We start from the raw sequence: 19,369 nt of genomic DNA, 5'->3' as shown, positions 1-19,369 counted from the left end.
GCCAGCAGGTTGATACCCACACAGCGCTAGTGATCATAACTATTCGTGCGCGCGCATTGATCGGCGCACGGCCGCACAAGGGGGCGCATGGCCAATATGGTCGGGTCATGACGACCGAGCCTCTCTCCTTCCCACGCAGGCAGGCGCGTACCCTGCGCTTCACTCTCGGTGCGCCCCGTGCGTTCACCGTGGCGCCCGACGGTTCGCGTGTCGCGTTCCTGCGCTCTTCTTCCGGTACCGACCGGGCCAACCAGCTGTGGGTCCTCGACGTACCGACCGGCAAGGAACGCCCTGCCGCCGACCCGGCGGCACTCCTCGGAGGCTCCTCGGAGCGGCTCTCGGCGGCGGAGCGGGCCCGGCGCGAGCGCAGCCGCGAGGGCGGCGCGGGCATCGTCGGCTACGCCACGGACGCGGCCGTGGAGTTGGCGTCCTTCGCCCTCTCCGGGCGGCTCTTCACCGCCGAGTTGCAAGCCGGCACCGCACGTGAACTGCGGGTTCCGGGGCCTGTCCTCGACCCCCGCCCCTCCCCCGACGGACGGTTCGTCGCGTACGTCGCCGGGGGCGCCCTGCGTGTCGTCGGCGCCGAGGGCGAGGGCGACAGGGCTCTCGCGGAACCCGAGTCGGACACGGTGACCTACGGGCTCGCCGAGTTCATCGCGGCCGAGGAGATGGCCCGTTCGCGCGGTTTCTGGTGGTCCCCGGAGTCCGACCGGCTGCTGGTCGCACGGGCCGACGACGCCCCCGTACGCCGCTGGTGGATCTCCGATCCCTCGCGTCCCGAGCGGGAGCCGCAGCAGGTCGCGTACCCGGCGGCGGGGACGGACAACGCGGACGTACGGCTCTTCGTGGTCGGTCTCGAAGGGGGGCGCACGGAGGTCCTGTGGGACCGCGCCCGCTACCCGTATCTGGCGCGAGTGCACTGGTCAGCGGCCGGGGCCCCGCTGCTGCTCGTACAGGCGCGCGACCAGGCGAGTCAGCTCTATCTGGCCGTCGACCCGGACACCGGGACGACCAGGATGGTCCACGCGGACGAAGATCCACAATGGCTTGATCTTTTCCCTGGTGTGCCGAGCTGGAGCCCGAGCGGACAGCTCGTACGCATCGCCGACGAGGGCGGGGCGCGCGTGCTCGCGGTGGGCGAACGCCCCCTCACCGGACCCCAGTTGCATGTGCGCGCCGTGCTCGACGTCTCGGCCGACGACGTGCTGGTCTCCGCGTCGGCCGGTACGGCGGCGGCCGACGCGGAGATCGGCGAAGTGCACGTCTACCGGGTCAACGACCTGGGCGTGGAGCGGATCTCGCAGGAGCCCGGTGTGCACTCCGCGGTGCGGGCGGGCGGCGTGACCGTGCTCGTGTCGGCCGTGCCCGACCGGCCGGGAGCCCGGGTCCAGGTGGTGCGCGACAGCGACCGGGGGGACCGCAAGGGGGCGGGGAGCGGCCGGCCCGGCGGCCGGGCGGAGGCGCTGACCGTGGCCTCGTACGCCGAGCAGCCCGGAATGAGCCCGCGCGTGCACCTCACGGAAGCGGGTGAGCGCCGGGTGCCGTGCGCCGTTGTGCTTCCCACGGGTTATACGGACGGCCTGCTTCCGGTGCTGATGGATCCGTACGGCGGGCCCCACGGACAGCGGGTGCTGGCCGCGCACAACGCCTACCTCACGCCGCAGTGGTTCGCCGACCAGGGGTTCGCCGTGGTCGTGGCGGACGGCCGGGGCATGCCGGGCCGCTCGCCCGCCTGGGAGAAGTCGGTCAAGGACGATCTGGCGGCGATCACCGTCGACGACCAGGTCCACGCGCTCCAGGCACTCGCCGGGCGTTTCCCGCTGGATCTGACCCGGGTGGCGATCCGCGGCTGGTCCTTCGGCGGCTATCTCGCGGGGCTCGCGGCGCTGCGCCGCCCGGACGTCTTCCACGCGGCCGTGGTGGGCGCGCCGGTCACCGACCAGCGGCTCTACGACACCCACTACACGGAGCGCTACCTGGGCGATCCGAACCGGCAGCCCGAGGTCTACGCCGCGAACTCGATGATCGACGACAACGGCCTGGTGGGCGCCGTGGAGCCGGCGCGGCCCATGATGATCGTGCACGGTCTCGCCGACGACAACGTGGTGGTCGCGCACTCGCTGCGGCTGTCCTCCGCGCTGCTGGCCGCGGGCCGTCCGCACGAGGTGCTGCCGCTGTCCGGGGTCACGCACATGACCCCGCAGGAGCAGGTCGCGGAGAATCTGCTGCTGCTCCAGGTGGACTTCCTGAAGCGGTCGCTCGGCATGCGGTAGCGGCAGCAGGAGCGGGAACGGCGACCGGCCGGGAGACATGGCGCCCCCGGCCGGTCTACGGCACCCGCACGGCCGTACGCTGCTCAGACTGACGCGTCCGTATATCGGTGCCGGGTCGGCCAAGTTGCCTGCGTGTTAACGAAGTTGACGCGCATTTGTCATCCTATTTCGCCCCGTCCGTCGGCTCGTCCGCCGACTCGTCCATCGGCTCGTCCGGCGGTACGACCTGCTTCTCCTCCGCGAAGTGGCACGCCGAGTCGTGGGCGGCCGGGCCGGCCCCGTACCGGAACTCCGCGGGGACCGCGAGCAGCGGGACCTCCATCGCGCAGCGCTCCGCCGCCTTCCAGCAGCGGGTGCGGAAGCGGCAGCCGGAGGGGATGTTCGCCGGTGAGGGCACGTCGCCGAAGAGGATGATCCGCTCCCGGCGCTCCCGGGCCTCCGGGTCCGGCACGGGCACGGCGGACAGCAGCGCCTGCGTGTAGGGGTGCGTCGGGTGGTCGTAGATCTCGGCGTCCCGGCCGATCTCCACGATCCGGCCGAGGTACATCACGCCGACCCGGTCGGAGATGTGCCGCACGATCGACAGGTCGTGCGCGATGAAGACGTAACTGAGGTTGAACTCGCTCTGGAGCCGGTCCATCAGGTTGATCACCTGGGCCTGGACGGACACGTCGAGGGCCGACACCGGTTCGTCCGCGACGATGATCTCGGGGCGCAGGGCCAGGCCGCGCGCGATGCCGATGCGCTGGCGCTGGCCGCCGGAGAACTGGTGCGGATAGCGGTTGATGTACTCCGGGTTGAGCCCGACCACGTCCAGCAGGTCCTGGACGTGCCGGCGCCGGTCGCCCTTCGGCGCGACCTCGGGATGGATCTCGTAGGGCTCGCCGATGATGTCGCCGACGGTCATCCGGGGGTTGAGCGAGGTGTACGGGTCCTGGAAGACCATCTGGATGTTGCGGCGGACCGCTTTGAGCGCGCGCCCGGACAGCCGGGTGATGTCCTCGCCCTTGTACTTGATCTCGCCCGCGGTCGGCCGTTCCAGGTTGACCAGCATCCTGGCGACGGTCGACTTGCCGCAGCCGGACTCGCCGACGATGCCGAGGGTTTCCCCGGCGTCGAGTTCGAAGTCGACGCCGTCGACGGCCTTGACCGCGCCGACCTGTTTCCTGAAGACGATGCCCTGGGTGAGCGGGTAGTGCTTGACCAGGTCCCGCACCTGAAGAATCGGCTCAGCCATGGAGGCACTCCCGCCAGAAGTGGCAGGCGCTCACGCGCTCCTCGCCGGCCTCGGTGACCTCGTACAGCGGCGGTACGTCGGTGCGGCAGATGTCCTGGGCCATCGGGCAGCGGGGGTTGAAGGCGCAGCCCGGTGGGATGTGCATCAGGTTCGGCGGCAGGCCCTTGATCGCGTAGAGCTCCTTGCCCTTCTGGTCGAGGCGGGGGATCGACTCCAGGAGGCCCTTGGTGTACGGGTGCGCCGGGGCCTTGTAGATGTCGTGGACCGGGGCGGACTCGACGATCCGGCCCGCGTACATCACGGCGATGCGGTCGGCGACGTCCGCGACCACGCCGAGGTCGTGGGTGATGAGGATGAGGCCCATGTTGAGCTCGCGCTGGAGCTCCGCGAGCAGGTCCATGACCTGGGCCTGGACGGTGACGTCGAGGGCGGTGGTGGGCTCGTCGGCGATGATCAGGGCCGGTTCGAGGGCCAGCGCCATCGCGATCATGATGCGCTGGCGCATACCGCCGGAGAACTGGTGCGGGTAGTCGCCCACGCGGGAGGCCGCGCCCGGGATGCGTACCCGGTCCATCAGTTCGACGGCCTTCGCCCTGGCGGCCTTCCTGGACATGCCCCGGTGGACGATGAACATCTCGCCGAGCTGGGCGCCGACGCTGAGCACCGGGTTCAGGGACGACAGCGCGTCCTGGAAGATCATCGCCATCTGGGCGCCGCGGACCTTGCGCCGCTCCTCCTCCTTGAACTTCAGGAGGTCCTGGCCCCGGAAGAGGATCTCGCCCGCGGTGATCTTCCCGGGCGGGGTGTCGAGGATGCCCATCACGGCCTGCGCGGTCACGGACTTGCCGGAGCCGGACTCGCCGAGCACGGCGAGCGTCTCGCCCTCGTCCACCCCGTAGGTGACCCCGTTGACGGCCTTGGCGACCCCGTCCCTCGTACGGAACTCCACGTGCAGGTCGCGTACTTCGAGCAGCACGTCACTCACCTCAGCTTCGGGTCGAGGGCGTCGCGCACCGCGTCGCCGAGCATGATGAACGCGAGGACGGTGACGGCCAGCGCCCCGGCCGGCCACAGCAGCGCGTGCGGGGCCGTGCGGATGTACTGGGACGCCGAGGAGATGTCGATGCCCCAGCTCACCGTGGGCGGCTTCAGCCCGACCCCGAGGTAGGACAGGGTCGCCTCCAGCGAGATGTACGTACCGAGCGCGATGGTCGCCACGACGATGACCGGGGCGATCGCGTTGGGCGTGATGTGCCGCAGCAGCATGCGGGAGTTGGAGGCGCCCAGCGCGCGGGCGGCCTGGACGTAGTCGTTCTGCTTGGTGGTGATGACGGACCCTCGGGCGATACGGGAGATCTGCGGCCAGCCGAGCAGCACCATGAAGCCGATCACCGGCCAGACCGTGGAGCTGGTGACCACGGACAGCAGCACCAGACCGCCGAGGACGACGGGGATCGCGAAGAAGATGTCGGTGATCCGGGAGAGGATCGCGTCCCACGCCCCGCCGAAGAACCCGGCGAGTCCGCCGAGCACCGCGCCGAGGATCGCCACACCGAGCGTGGCGCACACACCGACGGTGACGGAGACGCGGGCCCCGTACACCGTGCGGGTGTAGACGTCGCAGCCCTGGCCGTTGTAGCCGAAGGGGTGGCCCGGCTGGGAGCCCTCCTGCGCCTTGGCGAGGTCGCACTTGAGGGGGTTGCCCGAGGCGATCACCGAGGGCCACAGGGAGATGACGAGCAGGAAGAGGATGACGAGCGCCGAGATGATGAAGACGGGGTTGCGGCGCAGGTCGCGCCAGGCGTCGGACCAGAGGGAGCGGGGCCGGTCCTGCGGGCCGCCCGCGTCGGGCCCCGGTGCCTTCTGCAGTGAGGCGGCCTCCTCCGTCGCGAGGTCCATCGCGCCGCCCATGCCGGTCGCGGCGACGGCGCCGTCCTCGGGGGCACGGCCGCCGCCGGACAGGTGCGGCCCCGGGGGCATGGAGGGCAGGGGCCGCTCGGGCGGCGTCGGCTGCTCAGGCATAGCGGATCCTCGGGTCGAGTACGGCGTAGAGCAGGTCGACCAGCAGGTTGGCCACCAGGAAGACGAGGACGAGGACGGTCACGAAACCGACGACGGTCTGGGTGTTCTGGCGCAGGATGCCCTGGTAGAGCTGGAAGCCGACGCCGTGGATGTTGAAGATCCGCTCGGTGACGATCGCGCCGCCCATCAGCGCGCCGATGTCGGTGCCGATGAAGGTGACCACCGGGATCAGCGAGTTGCGCAGCAGGTGCCGGGTGATGACCCGGCGCCGGGGCAGGCCCTTGGCGACGGCCGTACGGACGTAGTCGGCGCGCCGGTTCTCGGCGATGGACGTGCGGGTCAGCCGGGTCACGTAGGCGAGGGAGACGGACGCGAGCACCAGGCCGGGCACGATCAGCTCGCGGAAGGGGGCCTCGGAGGAGACGGACGGGCTGATCCAGCCCCACTTCACGCCGAGGAGCAGCTGGAGCAGCAGGCCGGTCACGAAGGTGGGCACCGAGATGACGACGAGGGTGATCAGCAGGACGCCGGTGTCGATGGGCCGGCCGCGGCGCAGCCCGGTGACGACGCCCAGCGCGATGCCGATGACGATCTCGAAGAGGATCGCGACGACGGTGAGCCGGACGGTGACCGGGAAGGCGGCGGCCATCAGCTCGGTGACCTTCTGGCCGTTGAACGCGGTGCCGAAGTCGCCGGTGAAGACGTTGCCCATGTAGGTCGCGTACTGCTGCCACGCCGGCTTGTCCAAGCCGAACTCCTTGCGCAGCTGGGCCGCTGTCGCGGGGTCGCACTGCCGGTCGCCGCACAGGCCCGCGATGGGGTCGCCCATCACGTTCACCATCAGGAAGATCAACAGGGTGGCGCCGATGAAGACCGGGATCATCTGCAGCAGACGCCGGATCACATACCGTCCCATGAGGGCTCCGGAGGTAGGCGGGGGCACCCGCGGCGCGGGCCGGCGGGTGCCCCCGCGGGCTCAGCTGACCTTGATCTCGTTGTAGACGGGCAGGCTGAACGGGTTCAGCGCCACGTTCGTGATCCGGTCCGAGTAGCCGGCGCTGCCGTTCTGGTACCAGAGCGGGATGGCGCCCATGTCGTCCCGCAGGACCCCCTCGGCCTGCTGGAACAGGTCGACGGCCTTGGCCTGGTCGGTCTCCGCGTTGGCCTTGTCGACGAGGTCGTCGAACTTCTTGTTGGTCCACTTGCCGTCGTTGGACGAGGCGTTGGTGTAGTACAGCGGCTGCAGGAAGTTCTGGATGAGCGGGTAGTCCATCTGCCAGCCGGCCCGGAAGGGACCCGACATCTTGAGGTCGGTGATCTGGTTGCGGAAGTCGGCGAAGGTGCCGACCGGGTTGCCGACGCACGCCTTGTCGTTGTCCAGGGCGTTGTTGACGGAGTTGCAGAGGGCGTCCACCCACTCCTTGTGGGAGCCGGTGTCGGCGTTGTAGGTGATCTTGACCTGGCCGCCGGGCAGCCCGCCGCCCTCCTTGATCAGCTTCTTGGCGCCTGCCGGGTCGTACTCGCAGGCGTCGCCGCACAGCCCCTTCTTGTAGCCGCCGTCCGCGCCGAGGACGGGCGAGGTCCAGTCGGTGGCGGGGGTGCGCGTCTTCTCGAAGATGGTCTCGGTGATCTGCTTGCGGTTGATCGCCTTGGAGAGCCCGGTGCGGACCTTCTCCATGCCGGCCTTCTTCCAGTTCTTGTCGTAGAACGGGAAGGCGAGGGTCTGGATGATGCCGGCGGGGGTGTTGATGTACCGGTCGCCGAGGTCGCTCTTGGCGTTCTTGAGCTGCGAGGCGGGCACGTCGTCGACGAGGTCGAGGTTGCCGGCCATCAGGTCCGTGTAGGCGGTGTTGTTGTCGGTGTAGACCTTCAGATCCACCCCGCCGTTCTGCGCCTTGTCCTCGCCGGGGTACGCGTCCCACTTGCGCAGCTTCATCACCGAGCCCTTGGCGTACGAGTCGACGGTGTACGGGCCGTTGCCGACCGGCTTCTTCAGCCAGCCGGCGTGGTCGTCGAAGAAGGCCTTGGGCAGCGGCGCGAAGGCGGCGTAGCCGAGGGTGTCGGGGAAGGTCGAGAACTTCTGGTTGAGCTTGATGGTGAAGGTGTTGTCGCCGGTGACCTTGAGGCCGGAGAGGGTGTCGGCGGTCTGCTTGCCGCCGTCCTCGGGGTGCGCCTTGTCGTAGCCGTCGATGTACCCGAAGAAGTACGCGTTCTTCTGGTTGTTCTTGAGGCTGGCGCCGTAGTTCCAGGCGTCCACGAACGACTTGGCGGTGACGGCCTCGCCGTTGCTGAACTTCCAGCCGCGCTTGACGGTGACGTCGAAGGTCTGCGAGTCCGAGGTCTCGATCTTCTCGGCGAGCATGTCGGTGGCCTTGCCGGTCTTGGCGTCGTAGCGCTTGAGACCGCGGAAGACCATGTCGAGGACCTTGCCGCCCTGCACCTCGTTGGTGTTGGCGGGCTCCAGGGGGTTCTGCGGGTCGCCCCACGAGGAACTGACGATGCCGGAACCGTCGCCACCGCCGCTGCTGCCGCCGCCCCCGTCGTCTCCGCCGCCTCCACAAGCCGTCGCGGCAAGGGCGACCGCCGTCGCGCATGCGGCCCATCTGGCGTGCGTGGCTCCACGCATGGAGTGCCTCCTCATCGGTGCGCTGCGGCTCCGGCGCCGGAGCCAGTACCTTTAGCGCCCAATATCGATGCATAAGCCCCATAGCGCACATTCACCCACCCTTACGAGTGGGGAGACCCTCCAGATGCACGTATCGCGGCCCGCTGCCGGGGGTACGCGGAACGCGACACGGGCCCCCTGGAACGTGGCCTGCCCTCCACCCTGACGGTACGGACTACGCGAAGATGCGCGCGATCCGTCGTGAGTGTCTTATGCGGAATCGGCCGGACTCACCGCTGCGACGGGGAAGACTCACCGGACGAGGAGGCACCGTTCGACAAGCGGTGAGAGGACGCCCCTACGACGCCCGCTGACACAGCGGCGGCAACGATCGATCCCGCTGCGGCCATCCGAACTTCTTGCGGAACGTCGTCCACCGCTATGCGCTCCCCGTCTTCCATCACGCACAGAGTGCGCAAACTGTGGAATTGAACCTCATAGTCCACAGATCCCGTCAGGTGGGTACGGCATGGGTGGTTGTACGGGAACGGGGCAGAGTCCGTCCCGCCGTCCTGAGCAGTGGACACCGTCATCATCAAAGTGAGGACGCCCAGCGAGTAGAAGATCGTGGCCGAGGCGGAGCAGGCAAAGGACACGGCAACAAGCGGACGACGCCATCCTGACCAGCGCTCATGTCCTGGGAGAGCTACTCCGATGCCCTTGCCGACGAAGAAGACGGTCAGCGCGAAGGCGGCAAGAGCTACCACTGGTACGAAGAGGATCACCGCGCCGCCTTCGATTCGAGTCAGCCGCCAGAAGGCATCCTGCCTGCCACCGACTCCCGCCGTCGCCCAATGTGCCGTGGATCACAGGGCTCGATCCCCGCCGAAAATCGCCACCTCATGTCACGACAACCCGTATGTCGGCTTCGGCTGCGACGCCGGCGTACCCCGTGATGCCGCGCGCCCCCACCAGGACTGCGGACAACCGCCGGGACGGGCGCTCTCGGCCCTGCGGCGGGTGCGAGGCGCCGGCCCGGTGTGCTTCGCTCAGGTGTCCAAGTCCAAGTTCAGCTCCCCGACCACCTGGCCACCGTTCGTCTCCCCCGTACGGCGGAAGCCGAGGCGCTGGTAGAACGGCTCGGGGCCTCCCTCGCCCTCCTCCCAGGTGACCGTGACGAGCCGGGTACGGCCGCGGCGGCGGACCTCCTCACAGACCGCACGCACGGCGAAAGTGCCGTACCCACGCCCCTGCCTGCCCTCGGCGATGTTGAGCCGCCACAGGCCCGAGCGGGGCCGGTCCTCGGGGGTGTCCGGGTCGAAGCGGACGTCGAAGAAGGCCATGACGAAGCCGACGAGTTCGTCACCCTCGTAGACCAGCCGGGGCCAGGCGGTCCCGGGCTGCGGCTGCGGCTGCGCGTACGCCTCTGCGAGAATGATGGGTGCGGGGGCGTTCTTGTTTTGCGTTCAGACCGCAACCGATGGCGGGGTAACGAGACGTGCGCGCTCGTAGAGATTCCGGGCAGTCTGATTCTTGAGATAGGGTCGAAGCCGAGCCTGCATCGTTGACATGGCCTTATCGCACTGCCCCGATTGGACGGCAGGGTAAATTTCCACGACTTTGACCCATGTAGCACACGCACTTTCGAGATGGCCGATTTCCAGCTGACGTTCGGCAAGCATGGCGAGGTAGCGAATCCGATTCCTCTTGAACGAGCTATGCCGCAGCTTATCGGATTCCTCTAGATCTTTGACCGATCCCCGAATGTCGCCCAGCTCGTACCGCACCTGCCCTGCGTGACAGGCAAGAGAAGACGGGTTGTACGAGCCGAATGTCTTGGTCTGGGATTCGGCCTTTTCCATTGCCACTTCAGCCTCGCGCAGATACATAAGCGCCTTTGTGCGCTCACCAAGCTGCGCGGAGGCGTGCGCTTGCTGCCCGGCCAGAAAGGCGCGCATTCGAGGACCAGCCTGCGGAGATGCAGACGCGGCGGCGTCAGCAAGACGCATCGCAGCCTTTCCGTGGCCCAGATCGACTGCCTGAACGCTCATTCCCCTTAGGGTCGTGCAATACGTGAGGTGGTCTTCCGAAGCACCTGCTAGCTCTAGCGCTTCCAGGTAATACCGCTGCGCCAGGCCGTGGACCCCCTCGTCCACAGCCATATATCCGGTGAGATAGCATAGATCGGAAGCCGCCGACATCATCGCCTTGCGGACTTCCTCTGTTGCGTCGGCTCGAAGGTATGGGGCTACAGTATTCACGAGGAATGCCGCTGCCATCGGGCGAGCGTGCCGACCTCCGAATTGGTCGTCCAATTCAGACACGCGTTCCGTCATGGCGATGACCATGTTTACGTCGGCCATCCCTATGCGTTGGGTCTTTCCCGATTGAACCGCTTCCATACGCCCCACAACATCCGGCCACCCAGGGACGGTAAGGGCCACGGAGAACAGTCCCGCACTCAGGACGCTACGGCGTGAGGGGTCCATGTCTTGCCTCCCGAGGTCTACCAGCCCTTCAACGGTAGTCGGATGGCTATTGGAACCTTCCGGGGGTGCCGGGAATCCTGCATCGGCGTGCGTGATGGGACGGAGCAGTCTCCGGGCGAGTGCTTCCAGAATCAGCGGCCGAACAGTTTCTTTCGGCAGGTGGCCGCTCAACCACTGGTGCACTGACGGCTGTTGATACTTGAGAGGGGTCCCGCGCTCAGTCCCGATGCGGTTGACCTCTTGGGCGAACTGCCGCAGCGTCCACCCGCTTTCGCGATACAGCCGCTCAAGTCCGGCGTTCGGCTGTCGTGTCGTCACTGGCCCCCAACTCCCGTGCTCTGACCACTTAACGCTCTTAACTCCTGCCCTCTTCCCAACGGTACCGCTGTGCGTGGTCGGGCGGTTGTCTAGTCCGAGCACGGCCACCGCAGGGATGACACCGCAAGGAGAGCCTGGACATGGAGAACCCCGTAGACCTCCCGCTGAGGCTGGAGGGAGACCCGCAGTCGGTACCGGGATGCGCGCACTGCGACACAGTCGCCATGGACCGCGACCACGCCAAGGCGAAAGGTGACGCCAGCCGCGTGAGTGACTGCAACGTGCGGTTGCGTCGGCATCTCGCGGACGCTCACCGATGACCGCCACTCCGGCGCGGCGTCAGCAACGCCCTATGTGCCCTCTCCCGGCCCCGCAACTTGTGAGCCTCATAGACAACTCGGGCGGCCCTTACGCGGACTCCCCGCCCGGGTGGTGGAACCAGTACGGAGGGGCCCTGAACCTGACATCGCGCGTGGTCCACCTCCCGGGCCCGACGCACCCGCCGTCGCCGTTCCACCCGGAGGACTGCCCGAACTGCATCCCTCGACGGGACAGCCCGTGAGGCGGGTCCGCCGGTTCGGGTGGGCCGCGTTCGTCTTCACGGTCGCCGCTCTGGCAACGGCGATTCCGACCCTCGCGGCCACTGGCCGTCTCCTCTGACCTCCGTTCCCCTCGCGGTGTCGCACACCCCCCGTGCTGATCGCACAGACCCACGAGGGGAACGGGTTCCAACTCCCGCCCCGGCGGCGGAAACCCTGGACAGGTCAAGTGGCCGGGGCGGGATTGGCAGCCTGGGCCGTTTGGCCCGAGCTTTTGAAGTCTCAGCACCAGGAAACGGAGGCGCAGAACAGATGACACAGACGCCCGCCCCGTGGGGCACGCAGCGAATGGGGCCCTACGCGGTCACCACAACGGTTCCGCAGAACACGCCCGTGATCGACCCCGAAACCCAGATCGCGGTGATCGTGGACGAGTACGGCCGGACGGTCGAGCTGGGCAACCACGGCACCAGCACGAGCGGCCTGACGCCCACCACGACCACCCCGGGTGACGGGTCCGGCCCGGGTGGCGCGGCCGACTCCGACAGCACCGAGTCATACGACCAGGACCAGAGTTCCGGCTGATGAGCGACAGCAGGTCGGTACTGGTGCTGACCAACCCCTACGACGTGACAGCAGACGTGGTGCTGCGGCTTCTCGCCGAGCGCCGGGTTCCCGTGGTCCGTCTCGACCCCGGCACCGACCTGCACACAGATGCCTCGCTGACCGCCACGTACCGCACGGGCGACCAGCGGGGCACCCTGCGCACGGCAAGCCGGAAGATCGACACCACGCGGATTCGGTCCGTGTGGGTGCGCAGGCCCTCGCCCTACGAGGGATCGCCGGAGTTGAGCGGCCAAGACCGCCGGTTCGCCGCCGAACAGGCCCAGTGGGGCGCCGGGGGCATCCTCGCGTCACTGCCTGGCGTGCACTACGTCAATCACCCTTGGGACAACCGAGCCGCCGAGTTCAAGCCCGCGCAGCTCTCGACCGCGCAGCGCTGCGGGTTCCTGGTGCCCAGCACGGTGATCACGGACAACCCGCACGAGGCACGGACGTTCGCCGCCCACCAGTCCGGCGGAGTGGTCTACAAGCCCGTGTGGAACACGCCCTACCGCGTGGACGACCAGCCACAGAGCGTGTGGGTCCGGGAGGTGAAGCCGGCCGAGATCACCGACGCCGTGTCCGTCTGCCCCCACATGTTCCAAGCCAAGGTGGACAAGGCGTTCGACGTGCGGGTGACCGCCGTGGGCGGCCGGCTGTTCGGGGTCCGGATCGACAGCCCCGATCTCGACTGGCGCTACCGTCAAGACCTGATGACGTGCACCCCGATCGAGGTACCCGCGTCAGTCGCACGTGCGGTCGTGGCCTATCTCGCCGAACTCCGTTTGCACTACGGCGCGTTCGACTTCGCTGTGACCCCTGCGGGTGACTGGTACTTCCTTGAGTGCAACCCGAACGGCCAATGGGCGTGGCAGCCGGCGCAGACAACCGCCGCCATCGCCCAAGCCCTTACCGACCAGCTGGAGAAAGGCCCCGACACGTGAGCACATCGGCTCAGCTTCGCAGCGCCCTGGCGGACAGACTCGCCGAGGACGGCACCCTGACCGGACCCGAGTGGCGCAGCGCGGCCACCACGGTTCCCCGCGAGCTGTTCACGGGGTCCTACTTCCTGCCGGTGGCGGGCAGCGTCCCCACCAGCTACCGGCCCGTGCGCGAGGGCGATCCCGGGTGGCTGGAGGGCGTGTACTCCGACGAGACGCTGATCACCCAACTGGACGGCAGGATCAGGCCCGACGACGTGACCGAGAACGCCGCGACCGGTTCCCCGTCATCGTCGTCCACCCTGCCGTCCCTGGTGCTGCGGATGTGGCAGCAGCTCGGCGCGGAGGCGGGTCAGCGGGTGTTGGAGATCGGCACCGGAACCGGGTACTCGACCGCTCTCGGTGCGCACCGCCTCGGGGACGCCAACCTGACGAGCATCGAGTACGACCCGGTGGTCGGCAGCGCTGCCGCTGCGGCACTCAAGGCGGCCGGGTTCGCGCCCCGGCTGATCGTCGGTGACGGGTTGCGCGGCGACCAGCAGGGCGAGCAGTACGACCGACTCATTGCCACCTGTTCGGTCCGGTACGTCCCGCTGCCGTGGCTGCACCAGGTGAGGCCCGGCGGGAAGATCCTGGCCACCCTCTCCGGGTGGAGCTACGCCAACGCCCTCGCGCTGCTCGACGTGACCGGCCCCGGGGAGGCCACGGGCCGGTTCCTCCCCGGCTACACCAGTTTCATGATCGCCCGACCGCACGACCGGCCGCCCCGCCCGACGCTGGCCCTGCTGCCCGGGGACGAGCGCCCGAGCAGGATCGACCCCGCGAAGCTCGACCACTGGACCGGCGGTTGGGTCGCACAGCTCGCGGCCCCCTCGGCCGAACGCCTGGGGGCTGGGGCGAAACAGATCCTCTGGGACGTGTCCACCGGTTCGCAGGCCCGGACGGCCGCCGACCTCGACGGCGGGTGGACCGTTGTCCAGCGCGGTCCCGTCCGCCTGTGGGACCGGGTGGAACGGGCCGTGGAGCGCTGGCAAGCCGCCGACGAGCCTCACCAGGAGAAGTTCGGGATCACGGTCTCGGCCGCCGGTCAGCGGGTGTGGCTCGGCACCGAGGACGGCCCCGGGTGGGACCTGCCGATCTGACACGCGGGCCCGGCGGTCAGGATCACGCACTGTCCTGGCGGGTGGCCAGACAACACAACGCTCGTTCCCGTCCTGGCACAGGTCTGGCGCCCGCAGCCCGGTCATTGGACACCTTTGTCCATAGCGTTGGCCGTTTGCGTGGTGTTCTCGGCGCGGCGGGACCTCGGCACGTGCGAACTGTGCCAAGCGGGCACACTGTCGACAACGGCAAGCGCGCGGGTGTCATGGCGGCGAGAGCCGTCCTGCCCGGCAAAAAGGCGCCTGACGTGGTGGACGCCTTCGTGACGGTCGTCGCCGCGCGCCATGAAGGCGCCGTCATCCTGACCTCTGACCCGGGACTGCCGCAGGATCACGGTGTGACAGGCGCCCCGGTGGCGGGCTCCCCGTTGCTGCTCTCGGAGAACGAGAGGTCGAGAACACACTTTTCCGGGATTTCGGCAGCGGAGGTCTCACACTCCGAAGGGCCCACCGACCCCGATCCGACATCCATCGTGGGGCCACCCGCCTGGCGCTTGCCTGCCTCGGGGTGCCCCACCGAACCGTCGACGGAGGCAGGCTTCTCCGAGCCGGTTGAGCCGTTGCCGACAGCGTCCGGTGACGACGAACACGCTGTTGCTGCCGTCATGGCACACACGGCGAGCGCAGCTGAGGCTGCAGCGATACGAAAGCGCATGTAGGTCCCCCACTGCGTAGCCGTTTGCGTCCGGATCGGTAGGTGATCAAACTTGCTCCACCTTAGAGCAGATGAAACGCGGAACGCGTAGGGAACGAGCACCTGTACGCGGAGAGGGCCTTGAAGAAATGCGACATAAGCCGCTTCCCGCCGCGGCAACCAGGCGGATTCCTCCGGAATCAGCCCCTTCTTGTATCGACGCCCCGCTGCGATGCCGGGGTAACGACCAAGTCTCCCGGATGAGTTGATGTGCAGATCAGCAGTTGCCCAGCTGTGCGAGGTTCGTCCTGGCGGCGTTGCGGAGCCGGCGGACTTCGCTCACGCGTCCAGGTCCAGCTCCCCCACCACCTGGCCACCGTTCATCTCCCCCGTACGGCGGAAGCCGAGGCGCTGGTAGAACGGCTCGGGGCCTCCCTCGCCCTCCTCCCAGGTGACCGTGACGAGCCGGGTACGGCCGCGGCGGCGGACCTCCTCACAGACCGCACGCACGGCGAAAGTGCCGTACCCACGCCCCTGCCTGCCCTCGGCGATGTTGAGCCGCCACAGGCCCGAGCGGGGCCGGTCCTCGGGGGTGTCCGGGTCGAAGCGGACGTCGAAGAAGGCCATGACGAAGCCGACAAGCTCGTCACCTTCGTAGACCAACCGGGGCCAGGCAGTCCCAGGCTGCGGCTGTGCGTACGCCTCAGCGAGGGACTTCACCACCGTGGAGACGAAGCGCTCCTGGTCGGGACGGACCTTCAGGGCGATGGCGGCCTCGATGTTGTCGGGGGTGACCTTCTCCAGGCGCAGGGCGGGCTCCCGGCCGCCCGACGGACGCGCGGGGTTCGCCGCCTCGACCGCCTCGATCGCGATGACCGCGTCGACCGACTCAGCCACCTCGATGCCGGGCATCGGAGCAAGGTCGGAATCTCCCCGCTCCACACAGAATTCGTTGCCCTCGGGGTCCGCCAGGAGGAACCAGCCGCCTCCGTCCGGCCGCGTCCGGTCCGCGATCAGGTGGGCGCCGAGCGCGAGCGCCCGTTCCACCTCCGCCGCCCGGGTGCGCTCCGTCGGCCGCAGGTCGAAGTGGATACGGTTCTTGGCCGTCTTGCCCTCCGGAACCCGCACGAAGAGCAGCCGCGGCCCGCCGTCCGGGTCCTGGATCAGCGCCTCCGGGTCACCGGGCTTGTCGTCGTCGGCCAGCGGCCGGCCGAGCAACTCGCTCCAGAACAGCCCGAGATCGTACGGGTCGCCCGTGCAGTCGAAGGTGATGCTGTGGATGGCAGGGTTCAACTGGCTCCTCCAGGAGTCTTGCCGCGGGTCGCTGTCGAAGCGCACGTCCCGTCCCGTCCCGCTGTCCACCCTGACCTGTACGGATGGCGCGGCGGGCCGAGTCGCCGCAGGGCAGTTTCACCAAACCCTCCGGCCGTGTCGAACGAATAACCGCGCCCGATGAACTCGGTTGCCGTCGCCCCGGTGAGGTTGATCGGATGCTCCCATGGACACGCACGGTGCGGCAGACGATGTGAACCAGGCGATCGCGGGCGAGCTGCGGCTCATGGATCCCTGGGTACGTGCCTCGCGAGAACTCGCCGGGCGACTCCTCGACCCGGAGTTCGTGGAGGTCGGCGGCTCCGGGCGGCGCTGGACGTACGAGACCATGCTCGCCGAACTGCCCGAGCTTCAGGGCGGCTCAGCGGATGCTCCTTGCTACGAGCCCTCGGACATCTCGGGAGTGCTGCTCGCGCCAGGTCTGGTGCATCTGACGTTCGAGACGGTGCTCGGCGAGCGCCGGACCAGGCACAGCTCGATCTGGCGCAGGTCGAGCGGGTCGGACGGAGCGGCGGTCTGGCGGATGTACTACCACCAGGCCACACGCGTGCCGCCCGGCGTGGCGTAGCCCCACCGCATCCCAAGCCGGCCGACCTGTCAGACGGTGTCGAACTCTCCGGCCTTGACGCTCGCCACAAAGGCCACGAACGAGCCGGTCGGGAGGTCCAGTACCGGACCGGTCGGGTTCTTGGAGTCACGGACGGGGACCGCCCCGCGGGATGCGGCGAGGTTGGTGGCGACCTCGACGCACTGGCCGCCGTTGCCGCTGTAGGAGGACGTGGACCAACGGGGGGATTCGGTCACGGGGTGCCCTTTCGCAACTGCTCGATCATGGCTACGGATGCCGCTCGGGACAGGGCTTCAGCCTGTAACTGATGGTAGGCCGTGAGTACGGGCAGCACGAAGCTGGTTTCCCGTTCCAAGTGTCCTCGCTGCGCTGATTCGGCGTACGAGATGAGCGAGCGATCCGGCAACGTCAGCACCGTGACGGGCAGACTGAACGGCCGTCGCTCCCCCATGCTGAACGGGGCGATGTGGAGGACCGTGTTCGGGGAGTCGGCGAACTCCAGCAACCGGTCGAACTGAGCGTCCATGACCGCGCGATCACCCATCGGCCGGAGTACGCAACTCTCGTCAAGCACCGCGAAGACCAGGGGAGATGGGTGGCGGGCAAGCGTGGCCTGCCGCTCGGCCACCAACGCGACCCGCTCGTCGGCTTGTTCAGGGGTGATCGCTGCTCGCCGTACGGCGTCGGCCTCCAGTGTTGCCGCGTACTCCGGAGTCTGGAGCAGCCCAGGGATGACGCCTACCTCATAGAGCCGGATCTCGGCCGCGCGCGCCTCTTGCCTGACGTACTCCGGGAATCCCTCAAGGAGCGCGGTGTGCCGAACGGCCCGACTCTGACGTTCGAGCCGGTCCCCGGTCCCGAACACCTTGTCAGCAGTTGTCGCGAAACGTGGAGTTGGAGAGCGTCGGCCGGTTTCAACGGCCGATACGTGCGTCCCGGAGCACCCCATACGTGCAGCCAACTCGTCCTGCGTCCAGCCGCGTTCATCTCGCAACGTGCGCAAACGCTGCCCGAATGCTGCTTCAGGTGACTTTTCAGGGTTCAGCTCTTTCCGATTCAACAGCGAACACCCAACTCTCTGGACGACTTCCGCAAGTTGAAGACATCCCCACTGTGAGCCAATCTGAGTCCACCGAGTAACCGAATGACTACGGAGAGGAGTCATCGATGCCCGCACAGAACGCTCCCCCGGACGCCCAGGGCCCTCAACGCCCGCCCGAACCCGGCGCCCTCGTGGTGGACACCACCCGTGGCCGCGTCGGACAGTTCCGCGGGGTCGCCGGTCCGTACTGGTCGCTGCGTCCCGTCTCCGGCGGGACCGAGTGGGAGGCGGAACCCGAGCACGTCCGCCCGGCGGACCCCATAGAGCGGCTACAGGCGCACAACGCACGATGCAACGCACGGAGCCGAGGGGAATTGCTGTGAGGTTCCCCCCCTGTTGCGCCCGCCCGTTCGTAGCACCCCATGAACCCCCGCCCTGGTCGCGTTCGCCATGGTTCCCCGCCGGCGGCCAGGGCGGGCCCTACCCCTCGTCCTTGCGCCAGTCCTCGATGTCCTGGTTGCCCAGTGCCAGGTTGGGCAGCATGACGCCCACCTGGTCGGGGTCCACCCGGAAAGTGAGGCCTATGTCGTCCGTCAGGGGGATCACCAGGACGCGGTGTTCAGGTTCGTGCAGGGTGGTCGTGTCGGCGATCAGTATCACGTCCGCGACCATCTCCTCCACGTCCTCGCTGGGCCGGACCTGAGCCATCAGCTGCTCCGGAGTGGCGCCCGCGAAGGCCGGGTCGTCCACGAACCGGATGCCCTCGACCTCGTCATCCCCGTCGTCCTCGGCATCGTCATCGTCGTCATCAACCGACGTGTCGTACGGCGGCTGAGAGACCCGCTCCACCAGGGACGCCCACGCCGCGTCGTCCGAGAAGTCCGTGCGCACCAACAGGTCCGTCTCGTGGCTCAGCAACGGCAGTTCACGGGCCGGGCGGGTGTAGCGAGGCGGGGTGCTCAGCGTCTCCAGCGCCACGCCGACCGGCTCGTAGAAGTGGTCCTCCCCCAACTCCTCGTCCTCCGCCACCTCCCACTCCGGGTCGGTGGGGGCCCGTTCGGCGAAGTCGTCGATGGCGGAGGAGGTGTAGGGGCGGTTCAGGACCAGATACGTCATGGCCGCCTGCCGCGGCGTGATCCAGAAGGAACTGATGTCGCCGTCACTGCCGCCGAAGGCCAGCAGCGGGCGCGTCCGCTGATTGCGCGCGGTCCGGTCGTCGGTGAGCACCACGAGGTCGGGGATCCAGATCCCGGGCTGTTCGAGGGCCTCGGCGACCTCTTCGACGGTGGCGCCCCGCCACGCCGGATCGTGCGCCACGATCAGACGCCGGGGAAGCGATGTCTCCGTATCGGCCCCCGGCCCGTGAACGGGCCCCCGCATGCCGGGGAGTTCACCCATCCGCGACAGCACGTCGTTCCAGACATCGGCTTCGTCTCCATCACCGTCACCGTCTCCGTCACCGGTACGTATCAGCAGCATCCCGGGAACACGGGCCGCGTCGTCGTCGGGGGGCAGAGGCAGGGGGGACCTCATCGGCTTGCACCTCATCAGATCGGTTGTCGGGCGACCACTCAACCACCCGCCACCGACAACCGCAGGCGAAGTC

18 protein-coding genes and 1 pseudogene are annotated in these 19,369 nt (G+C 68.4%); 6 read left to right on the top strand and 13 right to left on the bottom strand.

Annotation, left to right across the window (positions count from 1 at the left end):
* The first annotated feature begins 107 nt into the window (after positions 1 to 107).
* A complete protein-coding gene (locus tag ACLVWQ_RS07810) occupies positions 108 to 2,273 on the top strand; it encodes a prolyl oligopeptidase family serine peptidase (RefSeq protein WP_414107495.1) in 2,166 nt (721 codons plus the stop codon).
* 163 nt (positions 2,274 to 2,436) lie between these two features.
* On the opposite strand, the gene ACLVWQ_RS07805 is transcribed toward ACLVWQ_RS07810, so the two are convergent.
* The 8 genes from ACLVWQ_RS07805 to ACLVWQ_RS07770 form a co-directional block, all read right to left on the bottom strand.
* Complete coding sequence (locus ACLVWQ_RS07805) at positions 2,437 to 3,510, bottom strand: ABC transporter ATP-binding protein (RefSeq protein ID WP_414107494.1); 1,074 nt, start codon at positions 3,508 to 3,510, stop codon at positions 2,437 to 2,439.
* Positions 3,503 to 4,486 (bottom strand): ABC transporter ATP-binding protein, encoded by a 984-nt coding sequence (locus ACLVWQ_RS07800; RefSeq protein WP_414107493.1) that lies wholly within the window; start codon positions 4,484 to 4,486, stop codon positions 3,503 to 3,505. Before ACLVWQ_RS07800 ends, ACLVWQ_RS07805 begins: the two co-directional genes overlap by 8 nt.
* A 5-nt stretch (positions 4,487 to 4,491) precedes the next feature.
* Positions 4,492 to 5,532 (bottom strand): ABC transporter permease, encoded by a 1,041-nt coding sequence (locus ACLVWQ_RS07795; RefSeq protein ID WP_414107492.1) that lies wholly within the window; start codon positions 5,530 to 5,532, stop codon positions 4,492 to 4,494.
* On the bottom strand, positions 5,525 to 6,448 hold the full coding sequence (locus ACLVWQ_RS07790; protein WP_414107491.1) for an ABC transporter permease: 924 nt from the start codon (positions 6,446 to 6,448) through the stop codon (positions 5,525 to 5,527). The genes ACLVWQ_RS07795 and ACLVWQ_RS07790 overlap by 8 nt, the downstream gene beginning before the upstream one ends.
* A 60-nt stretch (positions 6,449 to 6,508) precedes the next feature.
* Positions 6,509 to 8,158, bottom strand: a complete 1,650-nt coding sequence (locus tag ACLVWQ_RS07785; RefSeq protein ID WP_414107490.1) for a peptide ABC transporter substrate-binding protein — start codon at positions 8,156 to 8,158, stop codon at positions 6,509 to 6,511.
* Between the two features lie 269 nt (positions 8,159 to 8,427).
* Complete coding sequence (locus ACLVWQ_RS07780; protein ID WP_414107489.1) at positions 8,428 to 8,922, bottom strand: hypothetical protein; 495 nt, start codon at positions 8,920 to 8,922, stop codon at positions 8,428 to 8,430.
* 264 nt (positions 8,923 to 9,186) lie between these two features.
* Positions 9,187 to 9,480, bottom strand: a complete 294-nt coding sequence (locus ACLVWQ_RS07775) for a GNAT family N-acetyltransferase (protein WP_414107488.1) — start codon at positions 9,478 to 9,480, stop codon at positions 9,187 to 9,189.
* A gap of 123 nt (positions 9,481 to 9,603) precedes the next feature.
* The gene (locus tag ACLVWQ_RS07770) at positions 9,604 to 10,944 is read right to left on the bottom strand and encodes a tetratricopeptide repeat protein (RefSeq protein WP_414107487.1); all 1,341 of its coding nucleotides are present in this window, start codon (positions 10,942 to 10,944) and stop codon (positions 9,604 to 9,606) included.
* Between the two features lie 851 nt (positions 10,945 to 11,795).
* On the opposite strand from ACLVWQ_RS07770, the gene tgmA reads away from it, so the two are divergent.
* From tgmA to tgmC, 3 genes are read left to right on the top strand one after another with little or no spacing between them, the layout of a single operon-like run.
* Positions 11,796 to 12,068 carry a putative ATP-grasp-modified RiPP gene (gene tgmA / locus ACLVWQ_RS07765; protein WP_414107486.1) on the top strand — a complete coding sequence of 91 codons (273 nt, stop codon included), beginning with the start codon at positions 11,796 to 11,798 and terminating at the stop codon, positions 12,066 to 12,068.
* Positions 12,068 to 13,030 carry an ATP-grasp ribosomal peptide maturase gene (tgmB, locus tag ACLVWQ_RS07760; protein WP_414107485.1) on the top strand — a complete coding sequence of 321 codons (963 nt, stop codon included), beginning with the start codon at positions 12,068 to 12,070 and terminating at the stop codon, positions 13,028 to 13,030. The genes tgmA and tgmB overlap by 1 nt, the downstream gene beginning before the upstream one ends.
* Positions 13,027 to 14,169 carry an ATP-grasp peptide maturase system methyltransferase gene (gene tgmC, locus ACLVWQ_RS07755; protein WP_414107484.1) on the top strand — a complete coding sequence of 381 codons (1,143 nt, stop codon included), beginning with the start codon at positions 13,027 to 13,029 and terminating at the stop codon, positions 14,167 to 14,169. Before tgmB ends, tgmC begins: the two co-directional genes overlap by 4 nt.
* A gap of 991 nt (positions 14,170 to 15,160) precedes the next feature.
* Here tgmC and ACLVWQ_RS07750 read toward each other — a convergent pair.
* Together ACLVWQ_RS07750 and ACLVWQ_RS07745 are read right to left on the bottom strand one after the other, a co-directional pair.
* Positions 15,161 to 15,631 (bottom strand): GNAT family N-acetyltransferase, encoded by a 471-nt coding sequence (locus ACLVWQ_RS07750; RefSeq protein ID WP_414107814.1) that lies wholly within the window; start codon positions 15,629 to 15,631, stop codon positions 15,161 to 15,163.
* 117 nt (positions 15,632 to 15,748) lie between these two features.
* A pseudogene (locus ACLVWQ_RS07745) lies at positions 15,749 to 16,114 on the bottom strand (VOC family protein); the annotation flags it as partial.
* A gap of 205 nt (positions 16,115 to 16,319) precedes the next feature.
* Here ACLVWQ_RS07745 and ACLVWQ_RS07740 point away from each other — a divergent pair.
* Positions 16,320 to 16,721, top strand: a complete 402-nt coding sequence (locus ACLVWQ_RS07740; protein WP_414107483.1) for a DUF4440 domain-containing protein — start codon at positions 16,320 to 16,322, stop codon at positions 16,719 to 16,721.
* Between the two features lie 29 nt (positions 16,722 to 16,750).
* Here the strand turns inward: ACLVWQ_RS07740 and ACLVWQ_RS07735 are convergent, their stop codons facing one another.
* The gene (locus ACLVWQ_RS07735) at positions 16,751 to 16,957 is read right to left on the bottom strand and encodes a DUF397 domain-containing protein (protein ID WP_414107482.1); all 207 of its coding nucleotides are present in this window, start codon (positions 16,955 to 16,957) and stop codon (positions 16,751 to 16,753) included.
* Positions 16,954 to 17,784, bottom strand: a complete 831-nt coding sequence (locus ACLVWQ_RS07730; protein ID WP_414107812.1) for a helix-turn-helix domain-containing protein — start codon at positions 17,782 to 17,784, stop codon at positions 16,954 to 16,956. Before ACLVWQ_RS07730 ends, ACLVWQ_RS07735 begins: the two co-directional genes overlap by 4 nt.
* Before the next feature lie 104 nt (positions 17,785 to 17,888).
* Between ACLVWQ_RS07730 and ACLVWQ_RS07725 the strand changes: the two genes are divergently transcribed.
* A complete protein-coding gene (locus ACLVWQ_RS07725) occupies positions 17,889 to 18,146 on the top strand; it encodes a hypothetical protein (protein WP_414107481.1) in 258 nt (85 codons plus the stop codon).
* Between the two features lie 97 nt (positions 18,147 to 18,243).
* Here ACLVWQ_RS07725 and ACLVWQ_RS07720 read toward each other — a convergent pair whose 3' ends face one another.
* Positions 18,244 to 19,296 carry a DUF6924 domain-containing protein gene (locus ACLVWQ_RS07720; RefSeq protein WP_414107480.1) on the bottom strand — a complete coding sequence of 351 codons (1,053 nt, stop codon included), beginning with the start codon at positions 19,294 to 19,296 and terminating at the stop codon, positions 18,244 to 18,246.
* Positions 19,297 to 19,369: the final 73 nt, after the last annotated feature.

Source organism: Streptomyces sp. CWNU-52B, assembly GCF_047444975.1.
Taxonomy (GTDB): Bacteria; Actinomycetota; Actinomycetes; order Streptomycetales; family Streptomycetaceae; genus Streptomyces.
This window is presented reverse-complemented; position numbering and strand designations above follow the sequence as displayed.

Coding starts and splice junctions, on each gene's coding strand:
- ACLVWQ_RS07810 (WP_414107495.1), top strand. CDS start 108: ATGACGACCGAGCCTCTCTCCTTCCCACGCAGGCAGGCGCGTACCCTG.
- ACLVWQ_RS07805 (WP_414107494.1), bottom strand. CDS start 3,510: ATGGCTGAGCCGATTCTTCAGGTGCGGGACCTGGTCAAGCACTACCCG.
- ACLVWQ_RS07795 (WP_414107492.1), bottom strand. CDS start 5,532: ATGCCTGAGCAGCCGACGCCGCCCGAGCGGCCCCTGCCCTCCATGCCC.
- ACLVWQ_RS07790 (WP_414107491.1), bottom strand. CDS start 6,448: ATGGGACGGTATGTGATCCGGCGTCTGCTGCAGATGATCCCGGTCTTC.
- ACLVWQ_RS07785 (WP_414107490.1), bottom strand. CDS start 8,158: ATGCGTGGAGCCACGCACGCCAGATGGGCCGCATGCGCGACGGCGGTC.
- ACLVWQ_RS07775 (WP_414107488.1), bottom strand. CDS start 9,480: ATGGCCTTCTTCGACGTCCGCTTCGACCCGGACACCCCCGAGGACCGG.
- tgmA (WP_414107486.1), top strand. CDS start 11,796: ATGACACAGACGCCCGCCCCGTGGGGCACGCAGCGAATGGGGCCCTAC.
- tgmB (WP_414107485.1), top strand. CDS start 12,068: ATGAGCGACAGCAGGTCGGTACTGGTGCTGACCAACCCCTACGACGTG.
- ACLVWQ_RS07740 (WP_414107483.1), top strand. CDS start 16,320: ATGGACACGCACGGTGCGGCAGACGATGTGAACCAGGCGATCGCGGGC.
- ACLVWQ_RS07725 (WP_414107481.1), top strand. CDS start 17,889: ATGCCCGCACAGAACGCTCCCCCGGACGCCCAGGGCCCTCAACGCCCG.
- ACLVWQ_RS07720 (WP_414107480.1), bottom strand. CDS start 19,296: ATGAGGTCCCCCCTGCCTCTGCCCCCCGACGACGACGCGGCCCGTGTT.